Origin of the sequence: Cupriavidus sp. WGlv3 (assembly GCF_023952475.1) — a bacterium.
In the GTDB taxonomy this organism is placed as follows: Bacteria; Pseudomonadota; Gammaproteobacteria; order Burkholderiales; family Burkholderiaceae; genus Cupriavidus; species Cupriavidus phytorum.
The window spans coordinates 1-12,928 of record NZ_JALHRX010000005.1 but is presented as its reverse complement, the minus strand read 5'-3'; the positions used below and the strand labels follow the sequence as shown (position 1 = coordinate 12,928).

At 67.5% G+C, this 12,928-nt stretch carries 9 protein-coding genes; 5 read left to right on the top strand and 4 right to left on the bottom strand.

The genetic code is table 11. From position 1 onward, the window contains the following. Positions 1 to 64 precede the first annotated feature (64 nt). The 3 genes from MKD38_RS10995 to MKD38_RS10985 all read left to right on the top strand — a co-directional run bounded on the left by MKD38_RS10995 (position 65) and on the right by MKD38_RS10985 (position 4,079). A complete protein-coding gene (locus tag MKD38_RS10995; protein ID WP_252676763.1) occupies positions 65 to 2,524 on the top strand; it encodes a penicillin acylase family protein in 2,460 nt (819 codons plus the stop codon). A gap of 131 nt (positions 2,525 to 2,655) precedes the next feature. Next, the gene (locus MKD38_RS10990) at positions 2,656 to 3,363 is read left to right on the top strand and encodes a glutamine amidotransferase (protein WP_252676761.1); all 708 of its coding nucleotides are present in this window, start codon (positions 2,656 to 2,658) and stop codon (positions 3,361 to 3,363) included. After that, entirely contained in the window at positions 3,360 to 4,079 is a 720-nt protein-coding gene (locus MKD38_RS10985; protein WP_252676759.1) for an MOSC domain-containing protein, read from the top strand. Before MKD38_RS10990 ends, MKD38_RS10985 begins: the two co-directional genes overlap by 4 nt. A gap of 22 nt (positions 4,080 to 4,101) precedes the next feature. Here the strand turns inward: MKD38_RS10985 and MKD38_RS10980 are convergent, their stop codons facing one another. Next, complete coding sequence (locus MKD38_RS10980; RefSeq protein ID WP_252676756.1) at positions 4,102 to 4,353, bottom strand: DUF1289 domain-containing protein; 252 nt, start codon at positions 4,351 to 4,353, stop codon at positions 4,102 to 4,104. 166 nt (positions 4,354 to 4,519) lie between these two features. Between MKD38_RS10980 and MKD38_RS10975 the strand changes: the two genes are divergently transcribed. After that, positions 4,520 to 4,993: a PaaI family thioesterase gene (locus MKD38_RS10975; protein ID WP_252676754.1), complete on the top strand. Its 474-nt coding sequence runs from the start codon at positions 4,520 to 4,522 to the stop codon at positions 4,991 to 4,993. 343 nt (positions 4,994 to 5,336) lie between these two features. Beyond that, positions 5,337 to 7,364, top strand: coding sequence for a galactose oxidase early set domain-containing protein (locus MKD38_RS10970; protein WP_252676752.1), 2,028 nt, complete (start codon positions 5,337 to 5,339; stop codon positions 7,362 to 7,364). A 96-nt stretch (positions 7,365 to 7,460) separates the two neighbouring features. Here the strand turns inward: MKD38_RS10970 and MKD38_RS10965 are convergent, their stop codons facing one another. The 3 genes from MKD38_RS10965 to acnD all read right to left on the bottom strand — a co-directional run bounded on the left by MKD38_RS10965 (position 7,461) and on the right by acnD (position 12,792). After that, entirely contained in the window at positions 7,461 to 8,585 is a 1,125-nt protein-coding gene (locus tag MKD38_RS10965; RefSeq protein WP_252676751.1) for an asparaginase, read from the bottom strand. A gap of 294 nt (positions 8,586 to 8,879) precedes the next feature. Beyond that, positions 8,880 to 10,070: a 2-methylaconitate cis-trans isomerase PrpF gene (gene prpF, locus MKD38_RS10960; protein WP_252676749.1), complete on the bottom strand. Its 1,191-nt coding sequence runs from the start codon at positions 10,068 to 10,070 to the stop codon at positions 8,880 to 8,882. Positions 10,071 to 10,179: 109 nt separating this feature from the next. Then, positions 10,180 to 12,792 carry a Fe/S-dependent 2-methylisocitrate dehydratase AcnD gene (gene acnD, locus MKD38_RS10955; RefSeq protein ID WP_252676747.1) on the bottom strand — a complete coding sequence of 871 codons (2,613 nt, stop codon included), beginning with the start codon at positions 12,790 to 12,792 and terminating at the stop codon, positions 10,180 to 10,182. Positions 12,793 to 12,928 lie beyond the last annotated feature (136 nt).

The window sequence follows — 12,928 nt, the reverse complement described above, 5'->3', positions numbered from 1 at the left end:
TTTTCGTGCGGAAAATGCGCGGATAATGCGCGAACAACATGACAAGGACAATGGGGGAGCAACGATGCGCGGGATCGGTAGGCTGGCCAAGTGGCTGGTAGTGCTGCTGGCGCTTGTGGTGGCCGCCGCCGCGGGCGCGTTGGTCTGGTATCGCCACGCGGCGCAGCCGCCGGTCGCGGGCACGGAGGTGCTGGCGGGATTGCGCGAGCCGGTCACGGTGGTGCGCGACGGCCATGGCGTGCCGCATATCCGCGCTGCCAGCAAGGCCGATGCGTGGTTCGCGCTGGGCTACGTGCACGCGCAGGACCGGCTGTGGCAGATGCAGATGAACAAGCGCATCGTCGCCGGCCGCCTGGCGGAAATCCTGGGCCCGTCCGCCGTCGATAACGACAAGTTCCTGCGCACGCTGGGGGTGCGGCGCAACGCCGAGGCCATCTTCGCGCAGGCCTCGCCCGAGGCGCGCACGGCGCTGCAGGCCTATGCCGACGGGGTCAATGCATGGATCGACCAGCGCAAGGGCCCGCTGCCGCCGGAGTTCCTGCTGCTGCGCATCCGGCCGGAGCACTGGGAGCCGGCCGACACGCTGGGCTGGCAGACCATGATGGCATGGGACCTGGGCGGCAACTGGACCCAGGAGACGCTGCGCATGCGGCTGGCGCAGGTGCTGCCGGTGGCCCGCATCAGCGAACTGCTGGCGCCGTATCCGGGCGAGCAGCCGGTACGCACCATGGATTACGGCCACCTGTACCGGCAGCTGGCGCCGCTGGCGAGTGCAATGGCCAGCGTCGGCGACAAGGCCCCGCCGGGCTATGTCGAGGGCATGGGCTCCAACAACTGGGTGGTGTCGGGCGCGCACACGCAATCGGGCAAGCCGATGCTGGCCAACGATCCGCACCTGGGGCTGCAGGCGCCGGCGCTGTGGTACTTCGCGCGCCTGAGCGCGCCCGGGCTCGAGGTGGCCGGCGCGACGCTGCCTGGCATGCCGCTGGTGGTGCTGGGCCACAATGACCGGATCGCCTGGGGGCTGACCAATACCGCGCCGGACGTGCAGGACCTGTATATCGAGCGTGTGCGTCCGGGCAATGACACCCAGTACCAGACGCCGCAGGGATGGGCCGCGTTCGAGACCCGCACCGAGACCATCCGCGTCAAGGGCGCCGCCGACGTGACGATGAAGGTCCGCAGCACGCGCCACGGCCCGGTGATTTCCGATGTGGCCGAGTCGCTCGCCAGCGCCGCGGCGCCGCTGGGCGCGCAATACGTGGTGGCGTTCCAGTGGACCGCGCTGCGCCCGGACGACGGCACCTTCCTGGCGGGGCTGCGGCTGAACCAGGCGCGCGACTGGAACAGCTTCACCGCCGCGCTGCGCGACTTCCATTCGCCGCAGCAGAACATCGTCTATGCCGACGTCGACGGCAATATCGGCTTCTATGCGCCGGGCCGCGTGCCGCTGCGCCGCGCCGACAACGACCTCAAGGGCCTGGCCCCGGCACCCGGCTGGGATGCGCGCTACGACTGGACCGGCTTTATCCCGTTCGAGGCGCTGCCGCACCAGTACAACCCCGCCGGGGGCGTGATCGTGACGGCCAACCAGCGCATCGTCGCGCCCGACTATCCGTACTTCATCACCAGCGAATGGACGGTGCCGTATCGCTTCGACCGCATCCGCACGCTGCTGGCGGCCACGCCCAGGCACAGCTTCGACAGCTTCGCCACGATCCAGAAGGACGTGGTCTCGCTGGCGGTGCGCGATGTCTTGCCGCTGCTGCTGGCCGCGCCGGTCAGCAACGACGCCGCGCGCCCGGCGCGCGAACGCGCCTTGCTGGACGCGTTGCGCCGGTGGGACGGCACCATGGACTCCGCGCGCGCCGAACCGCTGGTGGTTACCGCATGGCTGCGCGAGCTGTCGCGCCGGCTGTTCGAGGAGAAGACCGGCGAGGCGATTTTCGTGCGCCTGTGGGACCAGCGCAACGTGCAGCAGCCCATGCTCAACATCCTGCGCGATCCGCGCCAGCTGGGCGCGTTCTGGTGCGACCGTCCCCATACCGGCCCGGCCGAGAGCTGCGACGATGCCGTGGCCGACGCCTGGACCCAGGCCATCGCGGACCTGTCGCGCCGCTATGGCGACGATCCCGCGCGCTGGCGCTGGGGCGAGGCCCATGCGGCGCGGCTGGAGCACCGGCCATTCGGCAAGGTCGGCTACCTGGCGCCGCTGTTCAACCTGCGTGTGCCGACCGGCGGCGACACCTACACCGTCAACGTCGGCCGGCACAACCTGCGCGACGACAAGGCGCCGTTCGAAAACACCCATGCGGCCAGCGTGCGCGCGCTCTATGACCTGTCCGACCTGGCGGCGTCGCGCTTCATGGACTCCACCGGGCAGTCCGGCAATGCGCTGCTGCCGCGCTACCGCGACTGGATCGGCAAGTGGGCGGCGGTGGAGTACATCACCATGTCGCCGGCGGCAAGCCAGGGTCCGCAGGGCGCGGCAGACGCCCTGGTGCTGGCGCCTGCGACAAAATAGCGCGGGCCGCGGCATGCCGCGCCGGGAAGGTTCTCAAACTGGCGAAGTCATGCCTGGGTCGTCCTCCGGGAGTTGGCGCCAGGCGCTAACATGAGGGCCTTTCTCTCCCTCACTCCCGGCAGGAGCCCCTGATGACAACGCGTACCACCCATGTGATCCAGCACGTCGCCTTCGAGCACGCGGGCGTGATCGGCAACGCCTTGCGTGCGCGCGGGCACACGCTGCGGGTGTTCCAGGCTGGCGTCGACGACCTTGCGCCGATCGCCAGCGAGCCGGCCGACCTGCTGCTGGTGCTCGGCGGCCCCATCGGGGTCTACGAGACCGACGCCTATCCATGGCTGGAGGCGGAAATCGCGCTGATCCGCGAGCGCCTGGCCGCCGGCGGCAAGCTGATCGGCGTCTGCCTGGGCGCGCAGCTGATCGCGCGCGCCGCCGGCGCCAGGGTCTACCCCGGCCCGCGCGAGATCGGCTGGGCGCCGATCACGCCGACGCCGGCCGGACAGGATTCGGCGCTGGCCGAGCTGGCCGCGGCGCAATGGGAAGTCCTGCACTGGCACGGCGACACCTTCGACCTGCCCGCCGGCGCGCAGCTGCTGGCCTCGACCGCGGCGGTACCGAACCAGGCCTATGCCATCGGCAACCAGGTACTGGCACTGCAGTTCCACCCCGAGGTCATGCCGCGCGATATCGAGGCCTGGCTGATCGGCCATACCGTCGAACTGGGCAAGGCCGGCATCGATCCGCGTACCATCCGTGCGCGCACCGCGCAAGTCGGCGCCAACGTGGCGGCGGCGGGGGAGCGCATGTTCGCGCGCTGGCTGGAGCAGGCCGGACTATGAGCCAGCCCGTATCCACCCTGCGCGTGCCGGTCGCCGCGGTCCTGACCGGCGCGGTGCGCCCGTTCGGACCCAAGGGCGTACCCAGCGGCATTGCCAAGGCCGCGACGCGCGCGCGGATCCGCGTGACCACGACCGGGCTCGAGGGCGATGGGCAGGGCGATCCGCGGCATCACGGCGGCCCGGAAAAGGCGCTGCACCACTATGCCTTCGACCACTATCCGGCGTGGCGCATGACGCTGCGGGAACAGGGCGTGCCAGCCGACGGCGTGCTCGACTCGCCTGGCGCCTTCGGTGAGAACCTGAGCACCACCGGCCTGACCGAGGCAGACGTCTGCATCGGCGACCAATTCCGCCTGGGCACGGCGCTGGTCGAGGTGTCGCAGGCGCGCCAGCCGTGCTGGAAGCTCAATCACCGCTTCGGCTATGCAGGCATGTCGCGCGCCGTGCAGCAGAGCCTGCGCACCGGCTGGTACTACCGCGTGCTGGAACCCGGCGACGTGGCCGCGGGCGATGGGCTGGAACTGGCGGCGCGGCCCTGTCCCGGATGGTCGCTGCACCGTCTGCTGCAGGTACTGTATGTCGACCGGCTCGACTATGCCGCGCTGCAGGAAATCGCGGCGCTGGCGCCGCTGGCCGAGAGCTGGCGCAAGCTGGCACGGCAGCGCCTGGAACGGCGTGCAGTCGAAGCGATGGAGCGGCGCCTGTCTGGCGAATGAGGAGGCTACGGGTGAGCGCGGCTCAGCCTTGGCGGAAACGCTTGCCGGTGCCTTCGCGTGTGATGCGTTCCCACACCTGCTGCTTTTCCTCGTCGCTGAAAAATACCCAGTTGCTGACCTCGGCCGCGGTGCGGCCGCAGCCCTGGCACACCTCGTCGAACAAGGTCGAGCAGATGCCGATGCAGGGGCTGTCCGGGCGCTCGGACAGCGTGGAATCCGTGGTGCCGTGGTCCGGTTCGGGGCGGAGCGGGGCGGATTCGGAAGGTGACGGCATGGTGGCGGGAAGGCGGAGCGTGAAACGGCCGCCCATTATATCGGGTGTGCAAGCGCGGCTCGTCCAAGGCCGTGCCGCGGGGCAGGGATTACCTCGGAGGTCATTGAGCCGCAAGGCGACGGCCGTTACGCTGCCTCAAGCCTCGAACCTTCACCGGAGTCCAGCCATGCCCCAGACCATCGCCGCCGTGCCCCTTTCCCAAGACCGCCGCCCAGCCCGCGTCGACCCGCGCATGCGCGCCATGGTCGATAACGTGCTGCTGGGATCTCCGGTGGCGCGCGCCCTCGGCGTGCGGCTGGCAAGCCTGACGCCGGACCATGTCGAGCTGGAGATGCCGTTCCTGCCGACCAACGTGACCCACGGCAGCATCGTGCACGGGGGTGTCATCGCCACGCTGATCGACATCGCCGGCGCGGCCGCGGCGGCGTCGGGCGCCAGTGCCGACGAGGTGAAGGGCGGGGCGACCGGTTCGCTGTCGATCCAGTACCTGGCGCCCGCGCAAGGTGCCGCGCTGCGGGCGGTGGCGTCGGTGGCCCGGCGCGGCCGCCGGCAAGTGGTGACGGACGTCTCCGTGTACGCCGAAGCCGCTGACGAGGGCGTGCTGGTCGCCAGGGCCCTGATGAGCAGCGCCATGTTCTGAGCCGGCGGGCTGGGACCCGCATGGCCCGGTCTCATTAACGCAATTAACCGCCAAGATTACCCCTGCACACCGAGGCGCGCCAGCTGCACTGGCGCGATCCGCTCGCGGCTCAGATATCGCGTCGCGTCTGTGCGGCGGGCCACATACGCGCACGCCCGTGTGTGCATCGGTCATGCATCAGCGGGCCACAACGCTGTCTAAACTGATTTTATGCTCACCACCGGATGCGCAAAAAAAGGCGGTGCAATGCTGCACGCCAACAACATTTATGCATTTAAAGAAAAGCCAAAAAAATTGAAAAAAATCCGGGTCTTTGGGGCAATGGTCTCGAAGGAGGTGTGGCATGAAGACCGTGCAAAAAACTTTCGCGGCGGCAGTGGCGGGTACCTGCTCGCTATGGCTGGCGGTCGTGCCGGCAGGCCCTGCGCGGGCGGCCGTTGAGTGTCCCGAAGCCGGTCCGGCGGTATGTGGAGAAAAGAGCGGCCTGGTTCCGGCGCACAAGGATTTTATCCATGCCACGCTGATATGGAACAAGAAATATTCGACCTGCCCCAACATGCTGGTCTGGATGCGGCCGTCGGAATATAAGCCAAAACATTATCTCAATCCGCCGGTTCCCGGCAGCAATGTATTTCCGGGATTCAACCAGAAATACATCGACCTGGTACAGGGCGGCTTCGGCCTTGGCCAGCTCGACGAGAGCGGCTGGTCGCGCTATGGCCCGGATCTCGAGCGCGAAAACGCGCAGATGCTAGATGTGTGCGGACTGCAGTCGATGATCGATAGCGGCGTGTTCACCAAGAACGCCATCGCCGACCTGACCAGCGCGGAGATCAGCAGCACCGACCGGTTCTTCACGGATGCCGGATTTTCCCGGGGCCTGGGCTATAACCTGTTCTGCAATGGGCATGTTTCCGGCGTGGATGGCCGTATCTACGTGGTGGGACTGCATGACAAAGGCGGCAACAACGGCGGCAGGAAGGTCAACATATTCGACCCGAAAACCGAGGCCTGGGTGCCAAGGCCGATGCCCTGCGTCAGAATCGGCTATGAAATGGACCCGACCGGCGTGCTGTCTCACTGCGATCCGCTCAACGAAAACAACACCGATCCGCCGACGTCGTCAGACCTGAAATATCAGCGCTGGTACCCGACCGCGGTGACCTTGCCGGACGGCAGGATCCTGGTGCTGTCCGGCTCCGACCAGGACACCAGCGTAGGGCCGGCCAACGCCGGCAGCACCAAGGTGCGCCAGGGCGTGCCGGAAGTCTACGACCCCAGGACCGACACGACGGTCGCGCTGGAAAACGCGTGGAAGCAGTTGCCGATGTATCCGCGCGCCTTTGTCGTCCAGACCGGCCCGAACGAGAAGGACTGGAAGGTCGCGGTCACGGCCGAGGTGGTGCCACCGCTGCCGGGCCAGCCGGGCGGCCTCAATATCGGTGGATACGATCCGTTCTTCTACAGCGGCAATACCTATCTGCTCGACGTCCAGGGCGCGCTTGCCGATCCGCTGATCGCCACGCGCGCGCAGAATCACTGGACCTTCGTCGACACCGCCCAGAATGGCCACGACAGCGGCGCCGGCGTGCTGATGGTGACGATTCGCGCGGATGGCACATGGTCGCAGGAGGTCTTCCTGTTCGGCGGCTCGAGCGGGGGCAACACGCCCGACTCGGCAGTGGCGGAAACGATCGATTTTTCCAGCGCGACGCCGAAATGGAAGCCGCTCGCCAGTCTCATCCAGCCGGCCACGCAGAACAATGTGGTGGCGCTGCCGGACGGTAAACTGCTGGTGGTTGGTGGCGCCAGCGGAAGCACGAACAGCCTGCGCTATCAGATGTTCAATCCGGCGGATGGCAGCCGGACCGATCTCGTGTCGTCTCCCGTACCAAGGCACGATCACTCCACCGCGCTGCTGATGCCCAATGGGGTGGTGTGGGTCATGGGCGGCAACCGCGTCAATCTGATTCCGGGATCGCCGCAGACGCAGGCGCAGCGGGATGCCGCCGTCCCGGTGCTCGAGCAGTACAAGCCGCCTTACTTCTTCAAGGGTGCGAAGCCGGTCATCGACAATGCGCCGCCCAGCATCCGCCACGGCAACAAGTTCAAGCTGGAGGTCTCCGGCACGGAGGTGGCATCGGTAACGATGATCCGCACCGGTCCGGTCACGCACAACTGGACCTGGGGCAACCGGTACGTGAAGCTGCCGTTTGCGCAGCAAGGCGGCAAGCTCGAAGTCACCGCGCCGCCGCTGCCGGGGCTGGCGATCGCCGGCGATTACCTGCTTTACGTCGTCGGCAGCAACGGTGCGGTCAGCGACGGCCGGCATCTGGTGCTCAAGCTCATGAGCGACCCTGAGCCGGATTGATGGCGCCCCTCGGCTTCCCGGCCCGGCGGTCGGGAAGCGCCTGAGTTCCGGGATCGACCAGGCCATGGCGCTGGACGACCCCGGTGCTGCCCTGGATCAGTACTTCCAGAACACCTGCTGCAGCGCCTTGCTGTCGTTGGTCTGCGTCAGCGCCAGCGCCATCAGGATGCGCGCCTTCTGCGGCAGCTGGTCGTCGGTGACGATCCAGTCGTACTTGTCGTCGGGCTGCTCGGCGTTGCGCACCACCACGCCGCTGCCGGTGCGCGATGCGCGCACGATCTGCACGCCCTTGGCGCGCGCGGCCTTGAGCGACTCGACCATGTAGTCGCCGACGCTGCCGTTGCCGGTGGCGGCATAGATGATGGCCTTGGCGCCGCTCTTCACCGCCGCGTCGACCGCGGCCGGGTTGGCGTTGCCGTAGGCATAGAGCACGGCCACCTCCGGCAGCTTGTCGATCTTGTCGATGTCCCACTGCGTCTGCAGCGTGTGCGGACGCGCCGGCAGGCGGTAGAACAGGGTGCGGCCTTCCACCACGTAGCCGAGCGGGCCGAACGGCGAGCGGAAGGTCTCGGTCTTGAAGGTGTTGGTCTTGGAGACGTCGCGGCCGGTGTGGATCTCGTCGTTCAGCACCGCCAGCGTGCCCTTGCCCTTGGACGCCGGGTTGGAGGCGACCAGCACGGCGTCATAGAGGTTCAGCGCGCCGTCCGCACCCAGCGCGGTGCCCGGGCGCATCGAGCCGACCACCACCACCGGCTTGTCGCTCTTCAGCGTCAGGTTGAGGAAATAGGCGGTCTCTTCGATGGTGTCGGTGCCATGCGTGATCACGATGCCGTCGACGTCAGGCTGCTTGAGCAGTTCCGACACGCGCTTGGCCAGCTTGAGCAGGCGTTCGTTGTTGAAGCTTTCCGAGCCGATCTGGAAGATCTGCTCGCCCTTGACGTTGGCGACCTTGGAGATTTCCGGCACCGAGGCGATGATCTTGTCGACCGGGACCACGGCGGACTGGTAGGCGGCGGTGTTGGTGGCCGCCGCGCCGGCGCCGGCAATGGTGCCGCCGGTGCCGATGATGACGATGTTGGCCTTGCGGGCTTCGGCCGGGGCCGTGGCAGCGGCGGCGGCAGGCTGGGCCGCGGGCGCGAGCTGGGCGTGGGCGGCGCCGGTGATCAGGCTCGCCGACAGCAGGGCAGCGGCCAGCGTGGTGACGCGGGCGGAATGTTTCATGGTTCTCCTCGGTATCTATACGAACGTGTGGCCCGTACTGGAAGCGGCACGACATACCTTATGGGTGGAATGGTGCCGTCCGTGTTCAGTCGGTGGCTGCCCGCGGCCGGGCCTGTGGTGCAGGGTCCGGTTCAGGCAGCGGCAGAGACTATACGTGAGGAGAAATTCGCGGTGGAAGGGCGGCGCAAGGGTTATGCCGATTCGGCATAAAACCGCCTTTCCCATAACTTCAGGCGCATACATTGCCGGGCCGGCCGAGTGTCGCCGGCACCGGCGTTTTCGCTTGCAACCGGCTCAGAACGCGTCGCCGGGCACACGCACCCAGCCTTCCATCAGCACCCGCGCGCTGCGGCTCATGATGGCCTTCCTGACCACCCATTCGCCGTCGACCTGCTGTGCCTCGGCGCCGACGCGCAGGGTGCCGGACGGATGCCCGAACCGGACCGCGTTGCGTTCGCCGCCGCCGGCCGCCAGGTTGACCAGCGTGCCCGGGATGGCGGCGGCAGTGCCGATCGCCACCGCCGCCGTGCCCATCATGGCGTGGTGCAGCTTGCCCATCGACAGCGCGCGCACCAGCAGGTCGACGTCGGCCGCGGCCACCTGCTTGCCGCTGGAGGCGGTGTAGTCCACCGGCCTGGCCACGAAGGCGACCTTGGGCGTGTGCTGGCGCTTGGCCGCCTCGTCGACGTTCTTGATCAGGCCCATGCGCACCGCGCCATGGGCGCGGATGGTTTCGAACATCGCCAGCGCCCTGGTGTCGCTGTTGATGGCGTCCTGCAACTCGGTGCCGGTGTAGCCGATGCTCTCCGCATTGACGAAGATGGTCGGGATGCCGGCATTGATCATGGTGGCCTTGAGCGTGCCGACTCCCGGGACCTCCAGGTCGTCGACCACGTTGCCGGTCGGGAACATCGCGCCGCCGGCGCCTTCTTCGTCGGCGGCCGGCTCCATGAACTCGAGCTGGACTTCGGCGGCGGGGAAGGTCACGCCGTCCAGTTCGAAATCGCCGGTTTCCTGCACTTCACCGTTGGTGACGGGCACGTGGCCGATGATGGTCTTGCCGATATTGGCCTGCCAGATGCGAACGATGGCGACGCCGTTTTGCGGAATGCGGCTCGGGTCGACCAGGCCGGCGCTGATGGCGAACGGACCGACCGCGGCCGACAGGTTGCCGCAGTTGCCGCTCCAGTCGACAAAGGGCTGGTCGATCGAGACCTGGCCGAACAGGTAGTCGACATCGTGGTCCGGGCGCGTGCTCTTCGACAGGATCACGGTCTTGCTGGTGCTGGAGGTGGCCGCACCCATGCCGTCGATCTGCTTGCCATAGGGATCGGGGCTGCCGATCACACGCAGCAGCAGCGCGTCGCGCGCGGGGCCGGGCACCCGGGCGCGCTCGGGCAGGTCTTGCAGGCGGAAGAACACGCCCTTGCTGGTGCCGCCACGGATGTAGGTGGCGGGGATCTTGATCTGGGGTACGTGGGCCATGGGGAATGAATGTCGTGGTTAGGTATAGGAAGCCGATCGCAGTCGGCACCCCTGGCGGACGCTCCCCTCTCGCGCACGCGGGAGAGGGGAGCAAACAGTCGGCAATGAGTTAAGCCGCCGCCTTGTTCGACTCCAGGAAGTCCTGCGCAAACCGCTGCAGCACGCCGCCAGCCTCGTAGATCGACACTTCCTCGTCGCTGTCGAGACGGCACGTCACCGGCACTTCCACGCGCTCGCCGTTCTTGCGATGCACCACCAGCGTCAGCGTCGCGCGCGGCTGGCGCTCGCCGATCACGTCGTAGGTCTCGGTGCCGTCCAGCCCCAGCGTCAGGCGGTTCACGCCCGGCTTGAACTCCAGCGGCAGCACGCCCATGCCGATCAGGTTGGTGCGGTGGATGCGCTCGAAGCCTTCGGCGACGATGGCCTCCACGCCGGCCAGGCGCACGCCCTTGGCGGCCCAGTCGCGCGACGAGCCCTGGCCATAGTCCGCGCCGGCGATGATGATCAGCGGCTGCTTGCGGTCCATGTAGGTCTCGATCGCTTCCCACATGCGCACGACCTTGCCTTCCGGCTCGATGCGTGCCAGCGAACCCTTCTTGACCTGGCCGTCGACCACGGCCATTTCATTGAGCAGCGTCGGGTTGGCGAAGGTGGCGCGCTGCGCGGTCAGGTGGTCGCCGCGGTGCGTCGCGTACGAGTTGAAGTCCTCTTCCGGCAGGCCCATCTTGGCCAGGTACTCGCCAGCCGCGCTGTTGAGCAGAATGGCGTTGGACGGCGACAGGTGGTCGGTGGTGATGTTGTCGCCCAGCACCGCCAGCGGACGCAGGCCCTGCAGCGTGCGCTCGCCGGCCAGCGCGCCTTCCCAGTAGGGCGGGCGGCGGATATAGGTGCTCTGCGGGCGCCAGTCGTACAGCGGCGCGGCGCTCTCGCCGGTTTCCGCGGTCAGCGCGAACATCGGCTCGTAGACCTTGCGGAACTGCTCGGGCTTGACGCTCTGTTTGACGATGGCGTCGATCTCTTCGTCGCTCGGCCAGATGTCCTTCAGGTAGACCGGCTTGCCGTCCTGGTCGGTGCCCAGCACGTCCTTTTCGATATCGAAGCGGATGGTGCCGGCAATGGCGTAGGCAACCACCAGCGGCGGCGAGGCCAGGAAGGCCTGCTTGGCGTACGGGTGGATGCGGCCGTCGAAGTTGCGATTGCCCGACAGCACCGCGGTGGCGTACAGGTCGCGGTCGATGATCTCCTGCTGGATCTTCGGGTCGAGCGCGCCCGACATGCCGTTGCAGGTGGTGCAGGCAAAGGCGACGATGCCGAAGCCCAGCTTTTCCAGGTCGGGCAGCAGGTTGGCTTCTTCCAGGTACAGCTCGACCGCCTTGGAGCCGGGCGCCAGCGACGACTTGACCCACGGCTTGCGCGCCAGGCCGCGCGCGTTGGCGTTGCGCGCCAGCAGCGCGGCGGCGATCACGTTGCGCGGGTTGCTGGTGTTGGTGCAGCTGGTGATGGCGGCGATGATCACGGCGCCATCGGGCATCAGGCCTTCCGCTTCCTGCGCGCGGGCCTTGTCCAGGTCCACCGCGATGCCGCGCTCGGCCAGCGCAGAGGTCGGCAGGCGCTTGTGCGGGTTGGACGGGCCGGCCATGTTACGCACCACGCTCGACAGGTCGAACTTCAGCACGCGCTCGTATTCGGCGTTCTGCAGCGAATCCGCCCACAGGCCCGCGGCCTTGGCGTACGTTTCGACCAGCTTGAGCTGCTCGTCGGTGCGGCCGGTCAGGCGCAGGTATTCGATGGTCTGCTCGTCAATGAAGAACATCGCGGCAGTGGCGCCGTATTCCGGCGCCATGTTGGAGATGGTGGCACGGTCGCCCAGCGTCAGGCTCGACGCGCCTTCGCCGCGGAACTCCAGGTAGGCGCCGACGACCTTTTCCTTGCGCAGGAATTCGGTCAGGGCCAGCACGATGTCGGTGGCAGTGATGCCGGGCTGGCGCTTGCCGCTCAGCTCTACGCCGACGATATCCGGCAGGCGCATCCACGAGGCGCGGCCGAGCATCACGTTCTCGGCTTCCAGGCCGCCCACGCCGATGGCGATCACGCCCAGCGCGTCGACGTGCGGGGTGTGGCTGTCGGTGCCGACGCAGGTGTCGGGGTAGGCCACGCCCTGGTCAGCGTGGATCACCGGCGACATCTTCTCCAGGTTGATCTGGTGCATGATGCCGTTCCCCGGCGGGATCACGTCGACGTTCTTGAATGCCTTCTTGGTCCAGTCGATGAAGTGGAAACGGTCTTCGTTGCGGCGGTCTTCGATGGCGCGGTTCTTCTCGAACGCTTGCGGATCGAAGCCGCCGCATTCCACCGCCAGCGAGTGGTCGACGATCAGCTGCACCGGCACCACCGGGTTGACCTTGGCGGGGTCGCCGCCCTGGTCGGCAATGGCGTCGCGCAGGCCGGCCAGGTCCACCAGCGCGGTCTGGCCCAGGATGTCGTGGCACACCACGCGTGCCGGGAACCACGGGAAGTCGAGGTCGCGCTTGCGCTCGATCAGCTGCTTCAGCGAATCCGTCAGCGTGGCGGGCTCGCAGCGGCGCACCAGGTTTTCTGCCAGCACGCGCGACGTGTACGGCAGCTTGTCGTAGGCACCCGGCTGGATGGCCTCGATCGCGGCGCGCGCGTCGAAGTAATCCAGCTTGGTGCCCGGTAGCGGTTTGCGGTTTGCAGAATTCATGGTGTAGGGAAATCTATATAAGTATGAAAAAGGGGTAGTGGCCCCGTGTCAGCGACCAACTACCCCCTTTGCCCGCAGGCTCGGATCAAATGCAACCCGCGGGCAAACCGGCAGCCGGTCTTACTTGCGATCCTTG